The following is a 22,491-nucleotide window of genomic DNA, read 5'->3' as shown; positions in this document are numbered from 1 at the left end:
GTCTCCATAAGAGGCCCCTCAACATAACCACAACAAACATGAGGTTTCTATGCGTAAGAATGCCGTCATCCAGGCAATGCTGGTAGCTGGGCTGATCGCCAGTGCGCCATTTGCTCAGGCAGCAAGCAATCTAGTCTTTTGTTCAGAAGGCAGCCCTGCAGGCTTCGATCCTGCGCTATACACCACAGGCACCGACTTTGATGCGGCCGCAGAGACCGTATTCAACCGTCTGACTCAGTTTGAGCGGGGCGGCACTACAGTGATTCCGGGTCTTGCCGAGAAATGGGATATTTCCGACGATGGCCTGACGTATACCTTCCACCTGCGCCCCGGCGTGAAGTTTCATACCACTGACTACTTCAAACCAAGCCGTGATTTTGATGCAGATGATGTGCTCTTCACCTTTCATCGCATGCTTAACAAAGACGATCCATTTCGCAAAGCTTACCCAACAGAATTCCCTTATTTCACCGACATGGGCATGGATCAAAACATTGCCAAAATCGATAAAGTCGATGACATGACGGTGCGCTTTACCCTCAATACCGTAGACGCTGCATTTATCCAGAACCTGGCCATGAGCTTCGCCTCCATCCAGTCCGCTGAGTACGCAGCGCAACTGTTAAAAGAAGGCAAAGCCAGTGACATCAACCAGAAGCCAATCGGCACTGGCCCATTTGTGTTCAAGCGTTATCAGAAGGATGCGCAGATTCGCTTCACCGGCAACAAAGAGTACTGGAAGCCCGACGATGTGAAGATCGACAACCTGATCTTCGCCATCAACACCGACGCCTCGGTACGCATGCAAAAACTTAAAGCAGGCGAGTGTCAGGTTACCGCTTACCCGCGCCCTGCCGACCTCGACTCACTCAAAAGTGATACCAAGCTGCAGATGCCGGATCAAGCTGGCTTCAACCTCGGCTACATCGCCTACAACATAGAACACCCGCCATTCGATAAGCTCGAAGTGCGCCAGGCGCTGGACATGGCAGTCAACAAAAAAGCCATTATCAACGCGGTCTACCAAGGTGCCGGTCAGCTGGCAGTCAACAGCATCCCGCCAACACAATGGTCCTACGACGACAGCATCAAAGATGCCGCCTTCGACCCAGAGAAAGCCAAGCAGTTGTTGAAAGATGCCGGCGTAAAAGAAGGCACTGAGATCACGTTGTGGGCCATGCCAGTTCAGCGTCCCTACAACCCTAACGCCAAACTGATGGCTGAAATGCTTCAGGCTGACTGGGCCAAGATTGGTATCAAAGCCAAGATCGTCAGCTATGAATGGGGCGAGTACAACAAGCGCGCCAAAGCAGGCGAACACGATGCATTGCTGATCGGCTGGACCGGTGACAATGGTGACCCGGATAACTGGCTGGGCGTGCTCTATGGTTGCGATTCCATCGGCGGTAACAACTACAGCCGCTGGTGCAACAAAGACTATGACGGACTCGTCAAAAAAGCCAAAACCCTCAACGACAAAGACGCGCGCAGCAAGCTCTACATGCAGGCTCAACACATCCTCAAGGACAACGTGCCAATCACGCCGATTGCCCACTCAACGGTCTACCAGCCAATGAGCAAAACAGTTAAGGACTTCAGAATCAGTCCATTCGGGCTTAACTCGTTCTACGGCGTAAGCGTCGAGAAATAACCCTAGCAGCTGTTACCCAGCCGACTATGTGTCAGCTGGGTAACCGGGCGTCAGCAGCCTACCCGGCTGCTGCTCGCATTCCGATTACGCACCAGGGATCATTCAATGCCCAAGCCCAAATCACTGTTATATTTCAGCCTGCTTTTGTTCGGCATCAGTCTTAGTGCCAGCTTCGCAGAAGCCGCTAGCGAAGACAGCTTGATTGTCTGCACCGAGGCCAGCCCAGAAGGTTTTGATATTGCTCAATACACTGCGGCAGTCACCGCAGATGCCTCAGCCGAAACCCTGTTTGAGCGACTGGTTCGCTTCAAACCCGGCACCACCGACCTCGAACCGGCACTGGCTGAAACGTGGGATATTTCTGAAGATGGCCTGACCTACACCTTTCACCTGCGCAAGAACGTTAAATTCCAACACTCGAAAACATTTACCCCCACGCGCGACTTCAATGCCGACGATGTGCTGTGGAGCTTTAACCGCCAGCTTGATCCAAAACACCCGTGGCATGACCAAGCGCTACGCGGCTTTCCCTATGCGGAATCAATGGGCATGGCCAGCCTGATTCAACGCATCGACAAGCTCGACGACTACAGCGTGCGTTTCACCCTGAATCACCCCGAAGCCCCCTTTCTTGCCGATATGGCCATGGGATTTGCTTCTATTTATTCCGCCGAGTACGCCGACCAACTGCTCGCGCAAAATAAGACTAAACAACTCAACAGCCAGCCGATTGGCACCGGCCCCTTTGTGTTTGACCGCTACAGTAAAGACGCGCAAGTTCGATTCCACGCCAACCCTGACTATTGGGACGCGGTGCCGGCAATCAAAAAACTGTTGTTTGCCATCACCCCAGACCCAAATGTGCGGCTTCAACAACTCAAAGCCAATGCCTGTCAGGTTGCGCTGTACCCGCGGCCAACCGATATTGCGGCGCTCAAAACCAGCCCTGAAATAAAGATCCAGGCACTGGATTCACTCCTGACCGCTTACATCGCAATCAATACCCGACGCCCACCGCTGGATGATGTCCGCGTGCGCCGGGCGCTGAATATGGCCTTCGACAAGGCCGCCTATGTCCGTGCCCAATATGGCGAAGATGGTGCAACACCCGCTGTTGCACCTTACCCGCCAACTCTTTGGGGCCACGATGAGCAGTTGCTCGGCTGGCCCCATGACCTGAAGCGTGCACGGCAACTACTTGAAGAGTCAGGACATGGCGATGGTTTCAAGCTGTCGATCTGGACGCGCCCGGGCGGCGGCCCTACTAACCCCAACCCCGGTATTGGTGCACAAATGCTTCAGGCAGACCTCGCCGCAATCGGTATCACTGCGGATATTCGCGTGTATGAGTGGGGCGAGCTGATCAAGCGGGCGAAAAACGGTGAGCATGATTTGGTATTCATGGGCTGGGCAGGGGACAACGGTGATCCGGATAACTTCCTCTCGCCTAACCTGTCCTGCGCTGCCGCCAAGTCGGGCGAAAATATGTCTGGCTGGTGTAACAAAGACTTCAACGCCTTACTCAATGAAGCACGCCGCGTGAGTCAACGTTCGCAGCGCGCAGCCTTGTACCGTGAAGCCTTGTCAGTATTTCAGGATCAGGCGCCATGGATTGCCCTCGCCTACCCGAAACAATTCACCGCCCTGCGCAGCAATGTGCAGGGCTTTGTGCAGAGCCCAATGGGCTCAAATAACTTCGCCAAAGTGAGCCTTAAACCGTAGAGGCCGCAACAGGGCTAATTTGGCCATGTTGCCACTGGTTATAAAAACATCGCTGAGCCACGTAGCGCAGTGAACTGAAAAATTGCTGGAGTGTTAAAACCCTATGTTGTCTTTTATTGCCAGGCGTCTGGGACTACTGATCCCAACCTTCTTTGGCGTCACCCTCCTTACCTTTGCGTTAATTCGCATGATCCCCGGTGACCCCGTCGAAGTGATGATGGGTGAACGCCGAGTCGACCCAGCCATGCACGCAGAAGCGCTGCACCGTTTGGGCTTGGATAAACCGCTGTATGCCCAGTACTTTGATTATATTGGCAACCTCGCACAGGGTGATTTGGGCGAGTCGCTGCGCACCCGCGAAAGTGTCTGGCATGAGTTCATCACCCTATTCCCGGCGACCCTGGAACTGTCTTTGGCTGCCCTGCTGTTCGCGGGCACCTTAGGGTTGATTGCCGGGGTGATTGCCGCGCTCAAACGCGGTTCGTTGTTCGATCACGGAGTGATGGGCATATCGCTGGCCGGTTACTCCATGCCAATTTTTTGGTGGGGCCTGCTGCTGATCATGTTCTTCTCGGTCTGGCTCGGCTGGACGCCCGTATCCGGGCGCATCGATTTACTCTACGACATCGAACCGCGCACCGGCTTTATGCTGATCGACACCTTGCTCTCGGATGAAGAAGGCGCGTTCGTCGACGCCCTGCAACATCTGATTTTGCCAGCCATAGTATTGGGCACCATTCCATTGGCAGTCATCGCCCGGATGACCCGCTCGGCAATGCTCGAAGTACTGCGCGAAGACTACGTACGCACTGCGCGGGCCAAAGGCCTGTCGCCCGCACGCGTGGTGTTCGTTCATGGTCTGCGCAACGCGCTGATTCCCGTGCTGACAGTCATCGGCTTGCAGGTCGGGACACTGCTGGCAGGTGCGGTTCTGACTGAGACCATTTTCTCCTGGCCTGGCGTCGGTAAATGGCTGATCGAGTCGATTGGCGCCCGTGACTATCCTGTGGTGCAAAACGGCATCTTGCTGATTGCTTGCTTAGTCATCATGGTCAACTTCGTCGTCGATATCCTCTACGGCTTGGCTAACCCACGCATTCGCCATCAGCGCTAAGGAGGCCTGAAATGACAACGACTAACGCCCTCCCGGCGAATGATCAGAGCATGCTCTACCCTTCACCACTCAAAGAATTCTGGCAAGCCTTCGCCCACAACAAGGGTGCAGTGGCGGGCTTGATATTTATGATCCTGATTGTGTTCTGCGCGCTGTTTGCGCCTTGGATTGCGCCCTATAACCCGAGCGAGCAATTTCGGGACTTCCTGCTCACGCCGCCACCTTGGCTTGAGGGCGGCCAGTGGCAGTTCTTGCTGGGGACTGATGAGCTTGGCCGCGATCTGCTTTCTCGACTGATTCACGGGGCACGGTTGTCGCTGATGATCGGCTTGGCATCGGTGTTGATGTCACTGATCCCCGGGATCTTTCTCGGACTGGTCGCCGGCTTCTTCCCACGGTTACTGGGCCCGGGAATCATGCGTTTGATGGATGTGATGCTGGCTCTGCCGTCCTTGCTTCTGGCAGTAGCGATTGTAGCCATCCTCGGCCCAGGCTTGATCAACACCGTCATCGCAATCGCGATTGTCTCCCTGCCTTCTTATGTACGCCTGACCCGCGCCGCCGTGATGGTCGAGTTAAACCGTGATTACGTCACTGCAGCCCGCTTGGCCGGAGCCAGCTTGCCACGTTTGATGTTTGTCACCGTGCTGCCCAACTGCATGGCACCGCTGATTGTGCAGGCAACCTTAAGCTTTTCATCGGCGATTCTCGATGCTGCCGCGCTGGGCTTTCTTGGCCTTGGCGTCCAACCGCCGACCCCTGAGTGGGGCACCATGCTGGCCTCTGCCCGCGATTATATTGAACGCGCCTGGTGGGTTGTAACCTTGCCCGGCTTGGCCATCTTGCTCAGCGTGCTGGCAATCAACTTGATGGGCGACGGCTTGCGCGATGCGCTAGACCCGAAACTCAAAAACGCAGTTTGAGGAGCCGACGATGAGCTTGCTTAATATTAAAAACCTCAGCGTACGCTTTGGCGACGAAAATGCTGTACCCGTTGTTGACGGCCTCGACATCAGTGTTGATAAAGGTGAAGTGCTGGCAATTGTTGGCGAATCGGGTTCAGGTAAATCAGTGACCATGATGGCCCTGATGGGCTTGATCGAAGCACCGGGCAAAGTCAAAGCCGACAGTTTGCAGTTTGACGGCACCGACATGCTGCGCCTTAAAGGTAAGCAGCGCCGGCACATCATCGGTAAAGACTTATCGATGATTTTCCAAGACCCGATGACCGCCCTGAACCCAAGTTTCACCGTGGGCTTCCAAATCGAGGAAGTGCTGCGCCAACACATGGGCCTTAAAGGTAAGGCGGCGCGCCAGCGGGCCCTGGAGTTACTGGAAAAAGTTGAAATACCGGGCGCAGCGAGTCGTCTCGGTGCCTATCCGCATCAGTTGTCCGGCGGTATGAGCCAGCGAGTAGCAATTGCCATGGCGATTGCCGCCGAACCTAAGTTGCTGATTGCCGATGAGCCCACCACCGCTCTTGATGTGACCATTCAAGCGCAGATCATGGAACTCCTGCTCAACCTGCAACGCGAACAAGAGATGGCATTGGTGCTGATCACCCACGACCTTGCAGTGGTGGCTGAAACAGCGCAACGCGTATGCGTGATGTACGCCGGCCAAGCGGTCGAGGTCGGCACAGTACCTGAGCTGTTCAACACCCCGACTCACCCCTACACCGAGGCACTGCTCAAGGCGATCCCCGAGCACTCGCTGGGTGCCGAACGTTTGTCGACCTTGCCGGGTATTGTTCCGGGCCGCTATGACCGACCGCAAGGCTGCCTGCTATCGCCACGCTGCCCTTATGTCCAGGAGCAATGCCGCCAGCAACGTCCTCAACTCGAAGCGCATGCGCAAGGCGCTGTGCGCTGCTTCTTCCCGCTTAATTTGCATTCGGAGGTGGCTTGATGAGCGCACCTACAGTTAACAGCGTGCTGTCTGCACGCGACCTGACCCGTCACTATTCAGTTTCCACAGGCTTGTTCCAGCCCAGCGCCACAGTGCAGGCACTCAACGGCGTCTCATTTGAATTGGCAGCCGGTAAAACCTTGGCGGTTGTCGGTGAGTCCGGTTGTGGAAAATCAACCCTGGCACGCGCACTGACCTTGATTGAGGAACCCAGCTCAGGCTCACTGCAAATCGCCGGGCAAGAAGTGAACGGGGCCAGCAAAGCCCAGCGCAAACAGCTGCGCCGTGATGTACAGATGGTCTTCCAAAACCCCTATGCATCGCTCAATCCAAGGCAGAAAATCGGCGATCAACTGGCCGAGCCGTTGCTGATAAACACATCACTGTCAAAGCATGAGCGCAGGGAAAAAGTTCAGGCGATGATGCAACAAGTTGGCTTGCGCCCTGAGCATTACCAGCGTTACCCACATATGTTTTCCGGCGGTCAGCGTCAGCGCATTGCCTTGGCTCGTGCAATGATGCTGACGCCCAAGGTATTGGTAGCAGACGAACCGACTTCAGCATTGGATGTATCGATCCAGGCGCAGGTGCTAAACCTGTTTATGGACCTGCAAGAAGAGCTCAACACCGGCTATGTTTTTATCTCGCATAACCTATCGGTGGTGCGCCATGTGGCCGATGACGTGCTGGTGATGTACCTCGGCAGACCGGCTGAAATGGGCCCCAGCGAGCAGATTTATCAACGCCCGCTGCACCCTTATACCCAGGCGCTGCTATCGGCGACGCCTGCAATTCATCCAGACCCAAACAAACCCAAGATCAAAATCAGTGGCGAGCTGCCAAACCCGCTGAACCCGCCAAGCGGCTGCGCCTTCCACAAGCGCTGCCCATATGCGACCCCATTGTGTGAGAGTGAACGCCCTGAACTGCGCTTGCTTGACTCACGGCAAGTGGCTTGCCATCACGCAGAAACCATCAACACCTAACCGGGTGTCCCAAACCTGACGGCACGCAAGGGTGGATGACGCTCTTTTCATCCACCATTTACGCCCACGCATATCCGCCGGATTCTCCACAAAATGGTGGCCAAGCTTCGCGTTGACACACCCTACAACAGCCACCATCACCGCCCGAGCGCGCAACACCCGTAGGGTGGTCGACGCCTTTTTCGGCCACCATTTACGTCCACGCATACCCGCCGGATTCTCCACAAAATGGTGGCCAAGCTTCGCGTTGACACACCCTACAACAGCCACCATCACCGCCCGAGCGCGCAACACCCGTAGGGTGGTCGACGCCTTTTTCGGCCACCATTTACGTCCACGCATAACCGCCGAAATGAAGCTAATACACGTCACGCCGATAACGTCCGGATTCCTGCAAATGATTCACCGACTCGTCGCCAAGCACCTCACGCAAGACTTTATCAACCCCGGCAGCCATGCCTTGCAAGCTGCCGCATACATAAATCGCAGCGCCATGATCAAGCCATTCGCACAGCTGTTGAGCAGATGCCTTTAACTGATCCTGCACATACAACTTATCGGCCTGATCACGCGAAAACGCAAGATCAAGCTGCTGCACATACCCTTTGCTTTGCCACTCCAACAACTCTTTCTGACAAAGAAAATCATGGGCACGGTTACGCTCACCGAAGAGCAACCAGTTGCGATGTCGTCCTTGCTGAATGCGCGCTTTAATAATGCTGCGCAACCCCGCCAAACCACTTCCGTTACCAATCAAGATGACCGGCCGATCATCTTGCGGCGGGTGGAACGCGTTGTTTCGCCGCAGGCGCGCCTCTAGATCAAGCATCGGCTGAGCAGATTGGGTCAACCAGCCGGAACACAAGCCAAGCGAACCATCTGGATGGCGCTCTTGGCGCACCAGCAGCTCAAGCACACCGTCACTTGGCAGGGAGGCGATTGAGTATTCCCGTGGCTTTTGGCTGGGATCGTTAGCGGGGCGAACCTGTAAAATATCCCCAGCCTGCCACTGCGCATTGGCGGGAGGTTGTAAACCCAACAAGAACATTGGCAAACCTGCTGAGTCGGGATTCAAACACTCACGCGCATGCAAGCGCCAGTTTAGGAATGGCTCCTCAGGGGAGAGCACGGCATCGGCACCGGTGACGACGCTCAGTTGTTGTTGCCACTGATTGATCGCATGCACATCGCCTGCATCGACCTCTACCGGGGCAAACAAACTATTCGCGCCTTGACCATCAAGCCATTGCTGAACGCGCAGGGCAAAACCACAAAACTGCTGATACTGGCGATCACCCAAGGCCAGAACGGCATAGCGCATAGTGCCCAGCGCCATGCTGCTGGCCAACACCGAGGCCTCAAAACCACGCGCAGAGTCTGGCGCTTCACCATCACCAAAGGTGCTGATCACAAACAAAGCGTTGTGCGATTTGCTCAGCACCTGCTGATTAATTTTCGCCAAGGGCTGCACATCGGCCACAAGCCCTGCCGCTTGCAGTTGCCCAGCGGTTTGCCATGCCAGTTGCTCAGCAAAGCCGCTTTGGCTGGCAAACCCAACCAACCAACTTTCACCACTTGATACGCCCTTCACAACGCCTTGCTGAGCAATGCGTACCGCGCGTTTTTTCCGGCGTCTGTCGAGGTACAGCAGCCAACCGGTGATCGCGAACAAAGGCATCAACAAACTGACGACCATCACGATAATCCGCCCGACCAAACCGAAATACTCCCCGGTGTGCAGCGGATAAACACTGGCCAACAATTGCGCACTGGTGCTTTTGTCGCTGTAGCGGTCATCACGGGCGACCTTGCCCGTTTCAGGGTTTAACTCCATCAGGTTAAACGCGCGCGGATGCTCGGCATCACTGAGTATGTAAAACACCTGAGCGGGCTGACCGGCAACCGGCGGTAAACGCAAGCTCCAAGCCTGAAGCCGCTCACCACCCGTTTGCTGAATACTCGCCCACACTTTGTCGTAATCCACCACTGGCGCGGGGCCCTGTGATTCTGAGCCCGGACGGCCACGGCCTTTTTTGCGCTGCTGCCCGGCTTGCTCGTCACCGAGCATTTGGGTCAAGCCGTCACGCACCCAATCATATGACCAATACAGCCCAGTGATGGAGGCCAGTAAATACACCAGCAAACACCATGTGCCGGCGACTGCGTGCAAATCCCAATTAAAGCTGCGGCCCTTGCGCGCCCAGTCCAGGGTCAACCATGCACGCCAACTCGCCGCCTGGCGCGGCCAGCGCAAATACAAGCCAGACAAACAAAAGAACACCAATGCCAGGGTGCTGGCGGCGGTTATTTGCTTACCAACCTCACCCACCGCAAGAAACCGGTGCAACTGCAAGACAAACCCCAAAAAGCCCTCGCCACGCAAGGCTGCCATTTGCTCGCCGGTATAGGGGTCAACAATGCGCGACTCACCCCTGCGCTGGCCGGGTGGCGGGGTGAAAAAAATCCGGGTCGGCTCGCTGCCTTGTTCTTGATAGAACATGCCTGAAACCGTTTTACCGCTGTCATCCTGAGCTTTACGCACCAGTTCAGCCGGAGACAAGCGCTGCTCCCCAGTGTCATTGATCACTGCTGAAGGGTTCAACAGTTGAACAATTTCATGTTCAAAACTGTACATCGCACCGGTTACGCCCATAAGCGCCAGGACCAACCCTGCGCTGATGCCGAAAAACCAATGCAATTGAAAGACTATTTTCTTAAACACCCTGATTCCCCAACCCCATTACTGCAGACAATGCCTGAGCCACTCAGACAGACAGCGAAACGAGACACGATATTATTTGATAAAAACTCTCAACAAATACACTTTACCTAAGATTTACTCAGCCAAACCCGCTGGCGTATGACGCAAAAATGCCCCGGACGCTGCACGCTTCAATCAAGAGCTGCGCCTGGGGCAGTGCGACGACTTAAGAAGTCGATCAGAAGTGGAAGTTGGTGCTCAGCAACGCTGTGCGGCCAGCTGCTACGTGGGCGTAGTGGCTGCCATAAACCTGATCGTAGTAACGCTTATCCGTCAGGTTTTGCACATTGAGCTGCAGGTCCACCGATTCGCTGATGCGGTACTTGGCCATTGCGTCGTAACGCCAGTAACTCGGCACTTCAATGGTGTTTGCCGCATTACCAAATCGCGAGTCAACGAAGTTAGCACCACCCCCCAAGCTCAGATCTGGCGACAGGTTATAGGTGGTCCAGAAGCTAAAGCTGTTCTGCGCTGTGTTCGGAATATCGTTGCCGTCAGTCGCACCATCAATCCCCCCTACAACACCGCCTTTTTTAATCTCGCCATCAAGGTAGGTGTAGTTGGCAAAGACCTGCCAATCACGAGTGATTTGCCCTGTGGCTCCCATCTCGAAGCCAGCCACTGTTGTTTCACCGATATTGCGCGTGGTGCCATCGACATCGGCAACACGGGCATTGCTTTTCTCGGTGTAAAACACGGCAGCGTCTAAGCCAAGACGACCGTCATAGAAATCCCACTTGGTGCCCAGTTCCGTGCTGCGGTTACGCTCTGGGGTGAGGTCGGCGGTCGCGGTGGAGAGCCCATCCTGACCTTCACCCGCCGTTTCACCGGCTGGGTTGCTTGATGTCGACCACGCTAGATAAATGCTGCCATTTTCAGTCGGGTTGAACACCAGCCCAGTCTGATAGCTCCAGAAATAGCTTTTGTTCTCATTTTTGAAATCACCCGCAACCGAGCCGCGACCACCTGTGCTGTAACCGCTGGATGTAGTTTCAAAATCGTCATATCGCAAGCCCAGATTCAACGACCATTGCTCGTTGAACTTAAGCGTGTCGAAGACAAAACCGGCGAGGGTGTCAGTGTCGGTATCGGTGTACGCCTGACTGTCCGCAATGCTGCCATTCCAGCTGTCGTGCTGATTCGGGTTTTGCAGCGAGGTGCAATCACCATTGGCAATAAATGCCGGGGTACACACTCGGCCAGCGCCAGCCGCCGAAGTCACCACATAGGGCCGGTTGTGGACGTTTTGACGGCTGATTTCTACGCCGGTAATCAGGCTGTGCTCAATATCACCGGTGTTGAACAAGGTCTTGATATCGGTCTGGTTGACCCAGCTTTCGTTGGTCGAATTACGACTTTTCGGCGATCGCCAAACCAGGCCATCAGCGATGTTGCCTGCGCTGTCATCCGGGTTGCTGACAATGTAATCAAGGGTGGTACGTGCCGAGCGGAATTTGTTGCTCAGGGTCACGTTTTCATTGAAATCGTGGGCAAACAGAACCGTGCCAGCGTCGCTGGTGCTCTCGCGGTAATCACGAGACTTGAGGCCATAGAAGTTGTCTTCATTGACGTGCACAGGCTTACGCACCGGGTTGCTGGCAGTAGCCAGTGTCAGCGGTATGCCGTAATCCGGCATGTCATCTGTTTCAAGGTGGTAGTAGGACAACGTCAAGCGAGTAGGCGTGTCAAAACCGAAGGTAATGGTCGGCGCAACGCCCCAACGGTTGACACTGACGCCGTCACGCCCGGCGACGTTGGCATCGTGCTTCATCAGATTCAACCGCCCAGCGATGTTGTCAGCCAACTTGCCGTTGACATCAAGTGTCGCGCGACGGGTCTGATCGGAGCCCATGGTGTAGCCGATGTCGGCAAAGTTATCCAACTTGGCGGTTTTACTGATCAGGTTCAGGCTACCACCGGTAGAACCAGCCCCCGTGAAGGCCGAACCAGGGCCCTTACTGACTTCAATTTGCTCGACGTTGAAGATTTCACGGGTTTGCGAACCCACGTCACGCAGACCATCAATAAAGGTGTCGCTCTCGGCGTTGAAGCCACGAATGATAGGCCGGTCGCCAGCAGGGTTGCCGCCCTCGCCCGCGCCGAAGGTAATGCCGGACGTGGTTCTTAATGCGTCTGCCAGGCTCAGGGAACCGGTGTCCTTGATCACCTGATCAGAAATAATGGTGATGCTCTTTGGCGTTTCGCGCAGCGGCGCGGTGAACTTGTCATTGCCGGACTCGACCTTATAGGCATCTTGCTGCCCCACTACGGTGTCAGTGCCCAGCGAGATTGCGCCTTCGGCCTGAGTGGCCTCCTCGGCCTTAGCCCAACCGGCAGACATCACCGTCGCAGCACCTACGGCAGAAACCAAAGCACGCTTTTTAAACCTATTATTTTTCGAATTGCCACGCATTTGACCCACTCCCCAGTAATTTCTGGGCGGGATTTAAATCTAAATCATTAGTAATTACAATTAGAAATGATTCTTATTAGATAAATATTTAGCAAATGCAACAAAACGGGTCATAGATGGCAGTGAAAATCGTTATCATTAGCCGAATGATACTGCCAGCCTGGAGCTCACATGCTTTTGCATATACCTGCCGTGTTTAGCCGCGAAGAAGTCACACGCATCCGTGAGGCGCTTGAAGCTGCGGCATGGATTGATGGCAAAGTAACTGCTGGGCATCAGTCGGCAAAAGCCAAGAACAACCTGCAACTCGCAGAGGACAGTCCGCTGGCGAAGGAAATCAGCCAAGCCATGCTTGAGCGACTCTGGAACAACCCACTGTTCATGTCAGCGGCACTGCCCAACAAAGTCTTCCCGCCGCTGTTCAACTGCTACCGCTCTGGCGATGACTTTGGTTACCACATCGATAATGCTGTGCGGCAAGTTAAAAACTCAGTCGAGCGGGTGCGTACAGACCTATCCTCGACGTTGTTTTTCAGTGATCCCGAAGAGTACGACGGCGGCGAGCTGACCATTCAAGACACCTTTGGCGTGCAAAAGGTAAAGCTGCCAGCAGGCGATTTGGTGCTTTATCCGGCAAGCAGCCTGCACAAGGTGGCGGCGGTAACTCGCGGCGAACGCTATGCCTCATTTTTCTGGACTCAAAGCCTGGTTCGGGAAGACAGCCAGCGCAGCTTGCTGTTCGAGATGGATAATGCCATTCAACAGCTCAGCCGCGATCTACCCGAGCATCCATCGCTGACCCAACTCACAGGCACTTATCACAATCTATTGCGGCGCTGGGCGGATGTCTAAACAACCATGAGCTTTATCCTGCGTAAAACTGAAAGCCTGACCGCTGACAACGCCTCTGAAAATCCGCGGCGCATGGCGCAATGGCTGCTCAACTGCGCGGGCCAAGGTGAACTGGAAGCGCAGGCATTGCTCGGCCAGATTTTACTCGATGGCCAAGGTATCAAGCATGACCCGGTGCTGGCCCAGCGCTGGTTCTCGATTGCCGCCGAACGCGGCCACAGCATGGCGCGCAATATGCTCGGGCGCTGCCATGAGCATGGTTGGGGCGGCCCGATCGATCTGAAAACCGCGCTGAATTGCTACCAGATGGCAGCCGAGCAAGGCTTGGACTGGGCCATGTACAACCTAGCCAATCTGCTGGCAACCGGACGCGCAGGCACCCGTGAATTACCCAAGGCGTTTGAGTGGTATCAGCGTGCGGCACAATTGGGCCACGCCAAGTCGATGAACTTGTTGGGACGTTTTTATGAAGAAGGTACTGTCGTCGCAGCAGACCCAACAATTGCTCTAGCGTGGTTCCGCAAATCAGCCGAAGGGGGTGACTTCAGAGGGCAGTTCAGCTACGCCGGGCGTTTAGTTGAACAAGGAGAGATAAGGCAGGCGCGCTTTTGGCTGGAAAAGGCCTTGGCAATCGGCAACTTGAACTTCATTCGCAGCGCATGCCAATCACTCGCATCACTCAACCACACGGAGTTGCTGGATATCAACAGCGCTTACGCCCAACGCCAACTCGAACTCCAGGCTTAAGCTGTATGAAACCCAGCCACACAAGATGGGCTGGGTTTAATTGACAGAACCAATCAGAAGGCGAAATTCACCGAAGCTATTGCTGTTCGGCCTTCACCCGGCACCAACGCCGATGAGCGTGTCCCGGAACCGGTACTGGTGCGAATGCGGTCGTAATACTCTTCGTTGAACAGGTTGCGCACATTGAGCTGCACATCAAGCTCTTCGCTGAAACGGTAGGCGGCCATCGCACTGTGCACCACGTAGTCATCCACTTTGGCGCTGCTCGTGGTGCTGACATTACGCTCACTCATGTATTGCAGGCCGTAGCCCAATTGCATGGCATCTGTCACATTGTAGGTGTTCCACAGACTGAACGAATGGGGTGGTGTATTGGCCAGCGCCTGCCCTTCCTGGGCAAAATCATTCGGTGCTGCCTTGAGGACTTCACTGTTGAGGAAGGTGTAGTTGGCGAAGATATCCCAGTCTGCAGTCGGCTTGCCGGCAACTCCTAGCTCAATACCGTCAACCCGCTGCTTGCCATCCAGTACAACCGGATCGCTTAGAGGGTCATTGCTGGCAATGCGACCGTTGGTTTTGGTGACTCTGAACACCGCGGCATTGACGGCAAGACGATCACCAAACAGCTCCCATTTGGTGCCCAATTCCCAGGTCTGGTTTTCTTCAGGATCAAGATTTTGATCGTCCGCGGACAAATCTCGACCAATCCGCCCACGGCCAACAATGTTTTCCGCAGAGGGATTGAAAGAGTTACCCCACGCCAAATAGATGCTGCCGTTGGGCGCGGGCTTGTAGACCACACCTAAACGCGAACTGAGCTCTTCATCAGTGGTGTTAAAGCGATCATAGGCACCGCGTACACCATTAGTGATGGCGGCTGATTTAGCACTGCCATCTAGGTAGTCATAACGCAGGCTAGCGTTCAGTTGCCACTGCTGATTTAACTCAATGGTATCAATCAGATACAGGGCTTTTCCATCAAGTTCAGAGCTGACTTTTTCAGTGTCGCGCTTGTTCGTTGGGCCGCTGTAATAACCCGGCGGGTGATACAGATCAAATGCCTGTCCAGAGAAATCAAGGCCGTAGTTTTGATTGGTGCGATCATATTTTTCTTTAGAAATTTCCGCACCCGTCACCAGCGTATGCGCCAGTGAACCGGTATCGAACCGCCACGTTAAATTAGTCTGGTTTATCGCCAACTTTGTGTTGTAGTCGCGGCCCAAGCCTTGAGGCCCAGCCGGAATGTACTGGCCCGGAGCGAGGCCAGGAGCACTGGTATTGACGTGTGATGCTGAAACCACTGTAAGGCGGTCAACCTCAGAAAAACGCGTGAGGTTTTGTAGACTCAGCAGCTCATTGAAGCGGTGGTCCAACTTAAGGGTAAAGGACTCAGTATCCGTCTCTTCACGGTCAATATTGTGAAAGCCGTAATAATTGTCTCGGTCGACGCCCGGCAGCACTTTGCCGTCAACCGCTGGCAAACCGTAGTCAGGCAAGTCGCGGTCTGACTGACGGAAGTAACTCAGGTTGAGCTGGGTATCAGTGCCAACGCCAAAAGTTAGAGAGGGTGCAATGCCCCAGCGCCCCTGATCAATACTGTCGCGCTCGGCAACTGCGTTCTGATGCCCCATCAGATTGAGTCGAAATGCGGCGCCGGGAATGGCGTCCAATTGCTGATTCACATCTGCCGTCAGGCGTTGATATTGATCGGTACCGAGGCCAATGCTGGCCCGGTTAAAATTAGCCGCCTGCGGTGTTTTGCTGACCAGATTGATCGAGCCGCCCGTTGTACCTGAACCGCCGTAGGCTGAGTTGGGGCCCTTAATCACCTCAACCGCCTCAAGGTTGAAGGTGTCTGAACGATTGGTTTGCGCACTGTCGCGCAAGCCATCAATCAAAATATTACTGCTGGCGCTGAAGCCACGAATATTGATGCTGTCACCTAGACCACCACCGCCCTCACCTGCGGCAAAAGTAATCCCAGACACATTCGACAGCACCTGACGCAAGCTCAACGCTGCTTGATCCTCAATCAGCGCCTGCCCAATTACGGTGACGGTCTGAGGAGTATCGAGCAAGGGTGCAGTGTATTTCGGTGACTGCACATTATCGACTTTATAATCATCCTGTTGTCCCTGCACCGTGACGCTATTGAGCTCAAGCGTTGCATTTTCACCCGCCTGCTCGGCAAAGCTCGTGCCCGAACATGAAGCAATGGCCAACCCTATAGCGTAAACCTGCCGCGGCCGCTGAGAGGCATCCTTAATCTCTTGTGATTGCATTGTTTTTATCTCAAATATCAATTGAGATTCAATGCTATTTGATAATCAATATCAATATTGGTATTAGTAACAAAGTAGTAGTATTTTATGTTTCAAATCTTTGCACCAGAACCGTGCGGGCTAAACGCAAAAGCCCGCCAATTGGCGGGCTCTCAGGTCAAAGCAGCGCTTACAGGTAGAATGCTTTCAGCGGTGGGAAGCCGTTGAATTCAACAGCGCTGTAGCTGGTGGTGTAGGCACCGGTGGACAGCCAATAGAGGCGATCGCCACTGGCCAAATTAAGGGGCAGGCCGTACTTGTAGTTCTCGTACATGATGTCGGCGCTGTCACAGGTAGGACCTGCGATAACCACTTCTTCCATCTCGCCCTTTTTCTCGGTCCAGATCGGGAACTTGATGGCTTCATCCATGGTTTCGATCAAGCCTGAGAACTTACCCACGTCAGTGAACACCCAGCGTTCAACCGCTGTGCGCGACTTCCGTGAAACCAGCACCACTTCGCTGACCAAAATACCGGCATTGGAGATCAAAGAACGGCCCGGCTCAAGAATGATTTCAGGCAAATCATCGCCAAAGTCATCTTTAAGAAAGCGGATGATTTCTTCAGCGTAGGTTTCCAGGCTGTTGGTGCGCTGAATGTAGTTAGCCGGGAAGCCGCCCCCCATGTTGATCATGCGCAGGACGATGCCGTCTTCCTCTTTCAGACGCTCGAAAATCACTTTGACTTTGGCAATTGCCGCATCCCAAACGTCGATATCGCGCTGCTGAGAACCTACGTGGAATGACACGCCGTATGGGTCCAAGCCAAGCTGTTTAGCCAGGATGAGCAGATCCAACGCCATATCAGTCTGGCAACCGAACTTGCGCGACAGTGGCCAGTCGGCCGATGTCGAACCTTCGGTAAGGATACGCACATAGATTTTCGAACCCGGTGCTGCCTTGGCAATATTGCGCAGGTCCGCTTCCGAGTCAGTGGAGTACATGCGCACGCCCTTCTCATAGAAGTAGCGAATGTCTTTGGCTTTCTTGATGGTGTTGCCGTAGCTGATACGGTCGGCGCTAACGCCACAGGCCATCACTTTATCAAGTTCGTAGATAGAGGCGATGTCGAAGTTCGAGCCTTTATCCTTAAGCAGTTCGATAATTTCAACCGCTGGATTGGCTTTGACCGCGTAGTAAATCTTGGCGAACTCAAACCCTGCGCTCAGATCGTCGTAAGCCTTGCTGATGATCTGGGTATCAATCACCACGAACGGAGTTTCTTGCTTATCGGCAAACGCCTTCATCTTCTGAAAAGTGGCGGGTGCGTAGTAATCATCAACATTGATCGACATGCGTGGGCTCCATTGGGCTAAACCGGAATGCATAAATTTCGAGTAACTGAGCCCACGAGGGTTCAATTAATCGGCGGGGCTGGTTGTTCCAACTGAATAAATAGCGTCACTGACGTAGAAAATTCAGTTTAGACAACCCAAATTAGCCGTGAGCATCTTAGCTCACGTGCCAATTTCGAACGTCTGATCAGTCTCCCCACTTTGGTCGCCTACTTCCCAAGGCATTTCGCCGAGAATCGTTTTTTTGCAGCGGGGCAAAAAACTGACCTCTCGTCGTCTGTACTTGAGCCGGATGGATCGTTGCCAGCATGGACGTTCGGGGCGGAACTTTAGGGCCATGCGCCCCACAGATCAATCATAAATAAGCGCTTTTTGCGCCTATTTAATGCATTAGCCGTTGATCGTTTTAGATTCAAAACAAAACGTGTTTTATGCTGCACAAATTAGGTTTTGATCGCGCCCAAAATTGGCTTTTGACGCTCACGCCTGCAAAGTCTGCTGGGGCCCAGTGAGTTTCCCCAGCAAATTAAACTCTGCCCTCTGGCGCGTATGGTGCCGGATCAATGATGGGTGTTTCGCCCTGAATCAAATCAGCCAGCAGTTGGCAAGAGGCAGGTGCCAAGACTAAACCGTTGCGGTAATGCCCACAGTTCAACCAGAGCCCTTCAAAGCCGAGAACCGGGCCAATAAACGGAATACCCTCAGGCGAGCTTGGCCGCAAGCCAGCCCAATGCCCAACCACCTCGGCATCCGCCAAAGCAGGCAAAAGCTCTTCTGCTGAGGCTTTTAGGCTAGCCAAAGCGACGTCGGTAGGTGTTTTATCAAAACCTTCATGCTCCAACGTACTGCCAATCAGGATATGGCCATCGCGGCGCGGAATAGCATACCGCCCCTTTGCTAGCACCATACTCGGCAAAAAATCAGCCTCGCACTTATAAAGAATCATCTGACCTTTAACCGGCTCTACGGGCAACTCAATACCCAGCGGTTTAAGCAGCTCACCACTCCAGGCCCCCGCAGCAAGCACGACCTGATCACCCATGATCGCCCCTGTAGCCGTTTGCACGCCGACCACCCGCTTATCTTTTTGGATAAACCCGCTGACAGGGCTGTGCTCTTTCAACGTGACATTCGGCAATTGCAACAATGCGGCGCGCAACGCCTTTACCAACCGGGGGTTACGCACATTGGCCACATCCGGCATATGAATCGCCCGCCGATAGCCCATTCCTAAAGCCGGTACTGCTGCGTGAACGTCGGTGATATCAACAGCTTTGAGGTTTTTGTGGACTGAACGGGCCCAAGCTAAAGCCGCATCTTCATCATCAAGATCCAGCCAATACAGCCCCGTTGAATGCACCTCAGGATCGATGCCTGTTGCCGCAAACAACTGCTCGCCCAAGCCCGGATAAAAATCCTGTGACCACTGCGCCAGAGCCGTTACTGCATCGCTGTAGCGCCACGGATAAAGCGGCGAAACAATCCCGCCACCCGCCCAAGAAGCCTCAGTACCAACGGCTGCCGACTCAAGCAAAACAACATCGCAGTGCCTTGCCAAATTCAGCGCCGACAAAAGACCGATAACACCACCACCAACGACTAAACACTGCATCGAAGAATTATCCCGATTTAGACGAGCGACCACAAAACTCAATCACCCTAATCACACAGGGCTATGGATGGCCACATGAAAAAAATATGCTATCAAGGATTTAGTTTGATGGAATCACTAATAACCTTGGCAATTGTTGCAATAATTTTGAGCCTGGCCCTCCCTAGCTTAATGAGGATGATTGAACATAACCGCGCCCTCAACACAAGACAAAGCATTGCCTCAGGAATGTCCTTCACCCGTGCACATGCAATCACTCAACAGATCCCCACCGAAATGTGCGGATCAAGCGATGGGCTAAATTGCGATCATAAATGGCCACAAGGATGGCTAGTGCGGACGGTTAGCGAGCAAAAGATACTCAGGTCAGAGCAATTCAGCACAACCAATAACCGGCTTAGCTGGGGACGAACTAGCTCGACAATTCTTTATATGCCTAACGGTACGAGCCCAACAAGCAACTCCAGTTTTTTATACTGCACCCAGACAAGAGGCTCATGGCGAATCGTGTTAAACCGCCAAGGGCGGGCTCGAATCGAACTACAAGCTGACGATGAAGCCTGCCACTAAGCCACTCATCCATAGCCTTTCCCCACTCGTCACCAAGGCCATGACCCCTGCATACGCTCCATTAATAATAAGGCTGAAATTTTATTAGCTGGGGAATGTACATGGGCTGGCTTCACCACAAGGGATTTACTCTCGTTGAATTGATGGTAACAGTCGCCGTCTTGGCTATTTTTGCAGCCATTGCAGTACCAAGCATGAGTAGCTTGATCCAAAGCAACAGGGTACAAGGTGCCGCCGATGAGTTTCTCAGCCAATTGCAGTACGCAAGAAGCGAGGCAATTTTACGTAACCGCGTGGTAACGGTAGAAAACACCTCCGGCACGACTGGCGAGTGGTCAAAGGGAATACGTATTTATGCAAGTGCGAGTCGTACCCCGAATACAGCCTATAGCCAAACCACTGATGGCAACCCTCTACGGGAGCATTCCGGATTCAACCAAACCGGTCTTTCTATCCGCTCGAGTGCTGCCCAGTACATATCCTTCCGTCCCAATGGAACCTTAGCTACACCCGCAGAGCTACAACTTACAGCCTGCTTTGACAACAAAACAGCCAAGGCCAAGCAGGTCAGCATTCAGCCCAGTGGCCGAATAAAGTTGAACGCCCCGTCAACCGTTATCGCATCGTGCACACCCTGAGGGCGTTATGAGTAAAAAAATATCAGGATTCAGTTTAATTGAAGTACTTGTAACATTAGTGCTGATAACTATTGGTGTGCTTGGCATGGTTGCAATGCAAAGCAAGGCCATTCAGTACGCACAAGACTCAGCCCAGCGCGATACCGCGGCAATGCTAGTTGATGACCTGATTGAACAAATGCGTAGCAACAGAGAAGCGCTTCTCGACAGCCAAGGAATCATTGCCACCACGTCCAATTACTTCAAAGCAGCCAACTCTGCATTCCCAACTAACGCGGTTGCTACATGCAGAGCAGCTGCAGGCTGTACAAAAGAAGAGATGGCAACTGATCAACTCGTGCTTTGGAGCCGGCAAATATCAAATAGCCTTCCAATAGATGCGGCATTGCTAAGTTCAGGTTTCGTGATTTGTCGAGACAGCACCCCAGATACCGATGCGTGTGACAGCAGCGGTACGGCGATAAAAATTCAAGTGGCGTGGTACAGCCGTGAAGACTCAACTTGCCCAGCAGGAACGCCTTGCGAAGTAGGTTCAAACCGCCAAGAGTTCTACCGTATTAGCTTCGAGCCTTGAGGCCAGAGATGACTATTAAATTTCGCAATCACCAAAACGGCCTGTCGTTAATTGAATTAATGATTGCGCTGCTGCTGAGCAGCTTATTAATAATTGGGGTTACCCAAATATACATTGACAATAAGCAAAGCTATATCTTTCAGCAGAACCAAACGGGCAACCAAGAGGGCAGTAGATTTGCCGCTATGCTTATTGAAAAAGAGCTCTATCGCGCAGGACATCGTCGACTCGCCCAAGACAGCTTTGCTATCGCCTTCCCATATCAAGCCGCTGCAAATGGCTGCCCTGCCTTTAGCGTAGGCGAACTTGCAAAGCCGAGCACAAGCGGATCGGGCGTGTGCTTACGCTATCAACGCAGTTATGACAATGATGTTGACTGCCTAGGCAATGGCATCACTAGTGACACACCGGTGATCACTCGCATTGAGCGTAATGCTAACAATGAACTGATCTGCATGGCTCAAGGAACAAGCGGCACCTTGCTTGAAAACTTGAACAACTTAATATTTGAGTACGGCGTAAATACGGATGGCAGTCGTGTAGCCAATAAATATTTAACGGCTCCGACTGCTGGAGCGTCTATTGTGGCGGTTCGATACTCAACGTTAATGGCCAGCACATCTGATGGCCAAGCAATTGGCAAAGACAGTTATTACTTCCCACTTTATTCTGATACTGCCAACACCCCGACGGACAACAAGCTTTACAAGTCAGCACAAGGGACAACAACACTAAGGAATATTGCGCAATGAAGCAGTCGCCAAAAAACCAGCAGCGTGGTGCTGTCCTGCTCATTAGTTTAGTTATTCTCTTGATCATTACCCTGCTTGCAGTTTCTAGCATTCGAGAATCAACGCTGGAGGAGCGAATTGTAGGCAACATCCGTAATCAACAAGCTGCCTTCAACGGCGCCGAGTCAGCATTGCGCGAGGGTGAAAAAAGATTACGTCAAGCAGAGCCGCCAGCGACAACGGCAAACTGTACTGGCGCAACCACTATATGTGTGATGGCCGCACCGCCAGGTAGCTTGCACGTCAATGATTGGTCATGGTGGAACACAAACTCCAACGCCATCACCTACAAGGGTTCAAATACCGCAACGAGCTCTTTGAGCCGACTGATCAGTCGCCCACGCTGGAATACGGCATTTCATGCATTCGACCCGGTCGATTCGACGGGCCGGGTAGAAGTCACCGACCCTGAACTACGCAGTCGCGGTGTTGGCCCCTATTACTACGAAGTGAATGCCGCGTCACAGGGCCGCAACGACCAAATAATGATCAACTTACAGTCTGTTTCTGTGCAGCGCTATTAATGCTAGGTGAATC

18 protein-coding genes are annotated in these 22,491 nt (G+C 53.5%); 13 read left to right on the top strand and 5 right to left on the bottom strand.

Features of this window, described 5'->3' with window-relative positions; genetic code table 11:
- Positions 1 to 49 precede the first annotated feature (49 nt).
- From ACIGCM_RS18605 to ACIGCM_RS18580, 6 genes are all read left to right on the top strand, one after another.
- Entirely contained in the window at positions 50 to 1,651 is a 1,602-nt protein-coding gene (locus ACIGCM_RS18605; RefSeq protein WP_397503540.1) for an ABC transporter substrate-binding protein, read from the top strand.
- Between the two features lie 105 nt (positions 1,652 to 1,756).
- A complete protein-coding gene (locus ACIGCM_RS18600; protein WP_397503539.1) occupies positions 1,757 to 3,373 on the top strand; it encodes an ABC transporter substrate-binding protein in 1,617 nt (538 codons plus the stop codon).
- Positions 3,374 to 3,476: 103 nt separating this feature from the next.
- Positions 3,477 to 4,487, top strand: coding sequence for an ABC transporter permease subunit (locus ACIGCM_RS18595; protein ID WP_397503538.1), 1,011 nt, complete (start codon positions 3,477 to 3,479; stop codon positions 4,485 to 4,487).
- Between the two features lie 11 nt (positions 4,488 to 4,498).
- Positions 4,499 to 5,410, top strand: coding sequence for an ABC transporter permease subunit (locus ACIGCM_RS18590; protein ID WP_397503537.1), 912 nt, complete (start codon positions 4,499 to 4,501; stop codon positions 5,408 to 5,410).
- A gap of 10 nt (positions 5,411 to 5,420) precedes the next feature.
- Complete coding sequence (locus ACIGCM_RS18585) at positions 5,421 to 6,395, top strand: ABC transporter ATP-binding protein (RefSeq protein ID WP_397503536.1); 975 nt, start codon at positions 5,421 to 5,423, stop codon at positions 6,393 to 6,395.
- Complete coding sequence (locus ACIGCM_RS18580) at positions 6,395 to 7,381, top strand: peptide ABC transporter ATP-binding protein (protein WP_397503535.1); 987 nt, start codon at positions 6,395 to 6,397, stop codon at positions 7,379 to 7,381. Before ACIGCM_RS18585 ends, ACIGCM_RS18580 begins: the two co-directional genes overlap by 1 nt.
- Positions 7,382 to 7,739: 358 nt before the next feature.
- Here the strand turns inward: ACIGCM_RS18580 and ACIGCM_RS18575 are convergent, their stop codons facing one another.
- Positions 7,740 to 10,103 (bottom strand): PepSY domain-containing protein, encoded by a 2,364-nt coding sequence (locus ACIGCM_RS18575; protein ID WP_397503534.1) that lies wholly within the window; start codon positions 10,101 to 10,103, stop codon positions 7,740 to 7,742.
- Positions 10,104 to 10,320: 217 nt separating this feature from the next.
- The gene (locus ACIGCM_RS18570; RefSeq protein WP_397503533.1) at positions 10,321 to 12,555 is read right to left on the bottom strand and encodes a TonB-dependent receptor; all 2,235 of its coding nucleotides are present in this window, start codon (positions 12,553 to 12,555) and stop codon (positions 10,321 to 10,323) included.
- A 171-nt stretch (positions 12,556 to 12,726) separates the two neighbouring features.
- Between ACIGCM_RS18570 and ACIGCM_RS18565 the strand changes: the two genes are divergently transcribed.
- A complete protein-coding gene (locus tag ACIGCM_RS18565; RefSeq protein WP_397503532.1) occupies positions 12,727 to 13,407 on the top strand; it encodes a Fe2+-dependent dioxygenase in 681 nt (226 codons plus the stop codon).
- 6 nt (positions 13,408 to 13,413) lie between these two features.
- Positions 13,414 to 14,154 carry a tetratricopeptide repeat protein gene (locus tag ACIGCM_RS18560; protein WP_397503531.1) on the top strand — a complete coding sequence of 247 codons (741 nt, stop codon included), beginning with the start codon at positions 13,414 to 13,416 and terminating at the stop codon, positions 14,152 to 14,154.
- A gap of 53 nt (positions 14,155 to 14,207) precedes the next feature.
- Here the strand turns inward: ACIGCM_RS18560 and ACIGCM_RS18555 are convergent, their stop codons facing one another.
- The 3 genes from ACIGCM_RS18555 to thiO form a co-directional block, all read right to left on the bottom strand.
- Positions 14,208 to 16,436 carry a TonB-dependent receptor gene (locus ACIGCM_RS18555; protein ID WP_397503530.1) on the bottom strand — a complete coding sequence of 743 codons (2,229 nt, stop codon included), beginning with the start codon at positions 16,434 to 16,436 and terminating at the stop codon, positions 14,208 to 14,210.
- Between the two features lie 169 nt (positions 16,437 to 16,605).
- Positions 16,606 to 17,769, bottom strand: a complete 1,164-nt coding sequence (locus ACIGCM_RS18550) for a type III PLP-dependent enzyme (RefSeq protein ID WP_397503529.1) — start codon at positions 17,767 to 17,769, stop codon at positions 16,606 to 16,608.
- Positions 17,770 to 18,295: 526 nt separating this feature from the next.
- Entirely contained in the window at positions 18,296 to 19,381 is a 1,086-nt protein-coding gene (gene thiO, locus ACIGCM_RS18545; protein ID WP_397503528.1) for a glycine oxidase ThiO, read from the bottom strand.
- Positions 19,382 to 19,444: 63 nt separating this feature from the next.
- Here thiO and ACIGCM_RS18540 point away from each other — a divergent pair, with 63 nt between their 5' ends.
- The 5 genes from ACIGCM_RS18540 (at position 19,445) to ACIGCM_RS18520 (ending at position 22,478) form a co-directional block, all read left to right on the top strand.
- A complete protein-coding gene (locus tag ACIGCM_RS18540; protein WP_397503527.1) occupies positions 19,445 to 19,951 on the top strand; it encodes a GspH/FimT family pseudopilin in 507 nt (168 codons plus the stop codon).
- Between the two features lie 101 nt (positions 19,952 to 20,052).
- Positions 20,053 to 20,589 carry a GspH/FimT family pseudopilin gene (locus ACIGCM_RS18535; RefSeq protein WP_397503526.1) on the top strand — a complete coding sequence of 179 codons (537 nt, stop codon included), beginning with the start codon at positions 20,053 to 20,055 and terminating at the stop codon, positions 20,587 to 20,589.
- Between the two features lie 7 nt (positions 20,590 to 20,596).
- On the top strand, positions 20,597 to 21,163 hold the full coding sequence (pilV, locus tag ACIGCM_RS18530; protein ID WP_397503525.1) for a type IV pilus modification protein PilV: 567 nt from the start codon (positions 20,597 to 20,599) through the stop codon (positions 21,161 to 21,163).
- An 8-nt stretch (positions 21,164 to 21,171) separates the two neighbouring features.
- Positions 21,172 to 21,915 carry a PilW family protein gene (locus tag ACIGCM_RS18525; protein WP_397503524.1) on the top strand — a complete coding sequence of 248 codons (744 nt, stop codon included), beginning with the start codon at positions 21,172 to 21,174 and terminating at the stop codon, positions 21,913 to 21,915.
- Complete coding sequence (locus ACIGCM_RS18520; RefSeq protein ID WP_397503523.1) at positions 21,912 to 22,478, top strand: PilX N-terminal domain-containing pilus assembly protein; 567 nt, start codon at positions 21,912 to 21,914, stop codon at positions 22,476 to 22,478. The genes ACIGCM_RS18525 and ACIGCM_RS18520 overlap by 4 nt, the downstream gene beginning before the upstream one ends.
- Positions 22,479 to 22,491: the final 13 nt, after the last annotated feature.

Origin of the sequence: Pseudomonas sp. NPDC078700 (assembly GCF_044542375.1) — a bacterium.
Taxonomy (GTDB): Bacteria; Pseudomonadota; Gammaproteobacteria; order Pseudomonadales; family Pseudomonadaceae; genus Aquipseudomonas.
Note: the sequence above shows the minus strand (reverse complement) of the source record. Positions and strands in the feature narration are given on the sequence as shown.

Coding starts and splice junctions, on each gene's coding strand:
- ACIGCM_RS18605 (WP_397503540.1), top strand. CDS start 50: ATGCGTAAGAATGCCGTCATCCAGGCAATGCTGGTAGCTGGGCTGATC.
- ACIGCM_RS18600 (WP_397503539.1), top strand. CDS start 1,757: ATGCCCAAGCCCAAATCACTGTTATATTTCAGCCTGCTTTTGTTCGGC.
- ACIGCM_RS18595 (WP_397503538.1), top strand. CDS start 3,477: ATGTTGTCTTTTATTGCCAGGCGTCTGGGACTACTGATCCCAACCTTC.
- ACIGCM_RS18590 (WP_397503537.1), top strand. CDS start 4,499: ATGACAACGACTAACGCCCTCCCGGCGAATGATCAGAGCATGCTCTAC.
- ACIGCM_RS18585 (WP_397503536.1), top strand. CDS start 5,421: ATGAGCTTGCTTAATATTAAAAACCTCAGCGTACGCTTTGGCGACGAA.
- ACIGCM_RS18580 (WP_397503535.1), top strand. CDS start 6,395: ATGAGCGCACCTACAGTTAACAGCGTGCTGTCTGCACGCGACCTGACC.
- ACIGCM_RS18570 (WP_397503533.1), bottom strand. CDS start 12,555: ATGCGTGGCAATTCGAAAAATAATAGGTTTAAAAAGCGTGCTTTGGTT.
- ACIGCM_RS18565 (WP_397503532.1), top strand. CDS start 12,727: ATGCTTTTGCATATACCTGCCGTGTTTAGCCGCGAAGAAGTCACACGC.
- ACIGCM_RS18560 (WP_397503531.1), top strand. CDS start 13,414: ATGAGCTTTATCCTGCGTAAAACTGAAAGCCTGACCGCTGACAACGCC.
- ACIGCM_RS18555 (WP_397503530.1), bottom strand. CDS start 16,436: ATGCAATCACAAGAGATTAAGGATGCCTCTCAGCGGCCGCGGCAGGTT.
- ACIGCM_RS18550 (WP_397503529.1), bottom strand. CDS start 17,769: ATGTCGATCAATGTTGATGATTACTACGCACCCGCCACTTTTCAGAAG.
- thiO (WP_397503528.1), bottom strand. CDS start 19,381: ATGCAGTGTTTAGTCGTTGGTGGTGGTGTTATCGGTCTTTTGTCGGCG.
- ACIGCM_RS18540 (WP_397503527.1), top strand. CDS start 19,445: ATGGATGGCCACATGAAAAAAATATGCTATCAAGGATTTAGTTTGATG.
- ACIGCM_RS18535 (WP_397503526.1), top strand. CDS start 20,053: ATGGGCTGGCTTCACCACAAGGGATTTACTCTCGTTGAATTGATGGTA.
- pilV (WP_397503525.1), top strand. CDS start 20,597: ATGAGTAAAAAAATATCAGGATTCAGTTTAATTGAAGTACTTGTAACA.
- ACIGCM_RS18525 (WP_397503524.1), top strand. CDS start 21,172: ATGACTATTAAATTTCGCAATCACCAAAACGGCCTGTCGTTAATTGAA.
- ACIGCM_RS18520 (WP_397503523.1), top strand. CDS start 21,912: ATGAAGCAGTCGCCAAAAAACCAGCAGCGTGGTGCTGTCCTGCTCATT.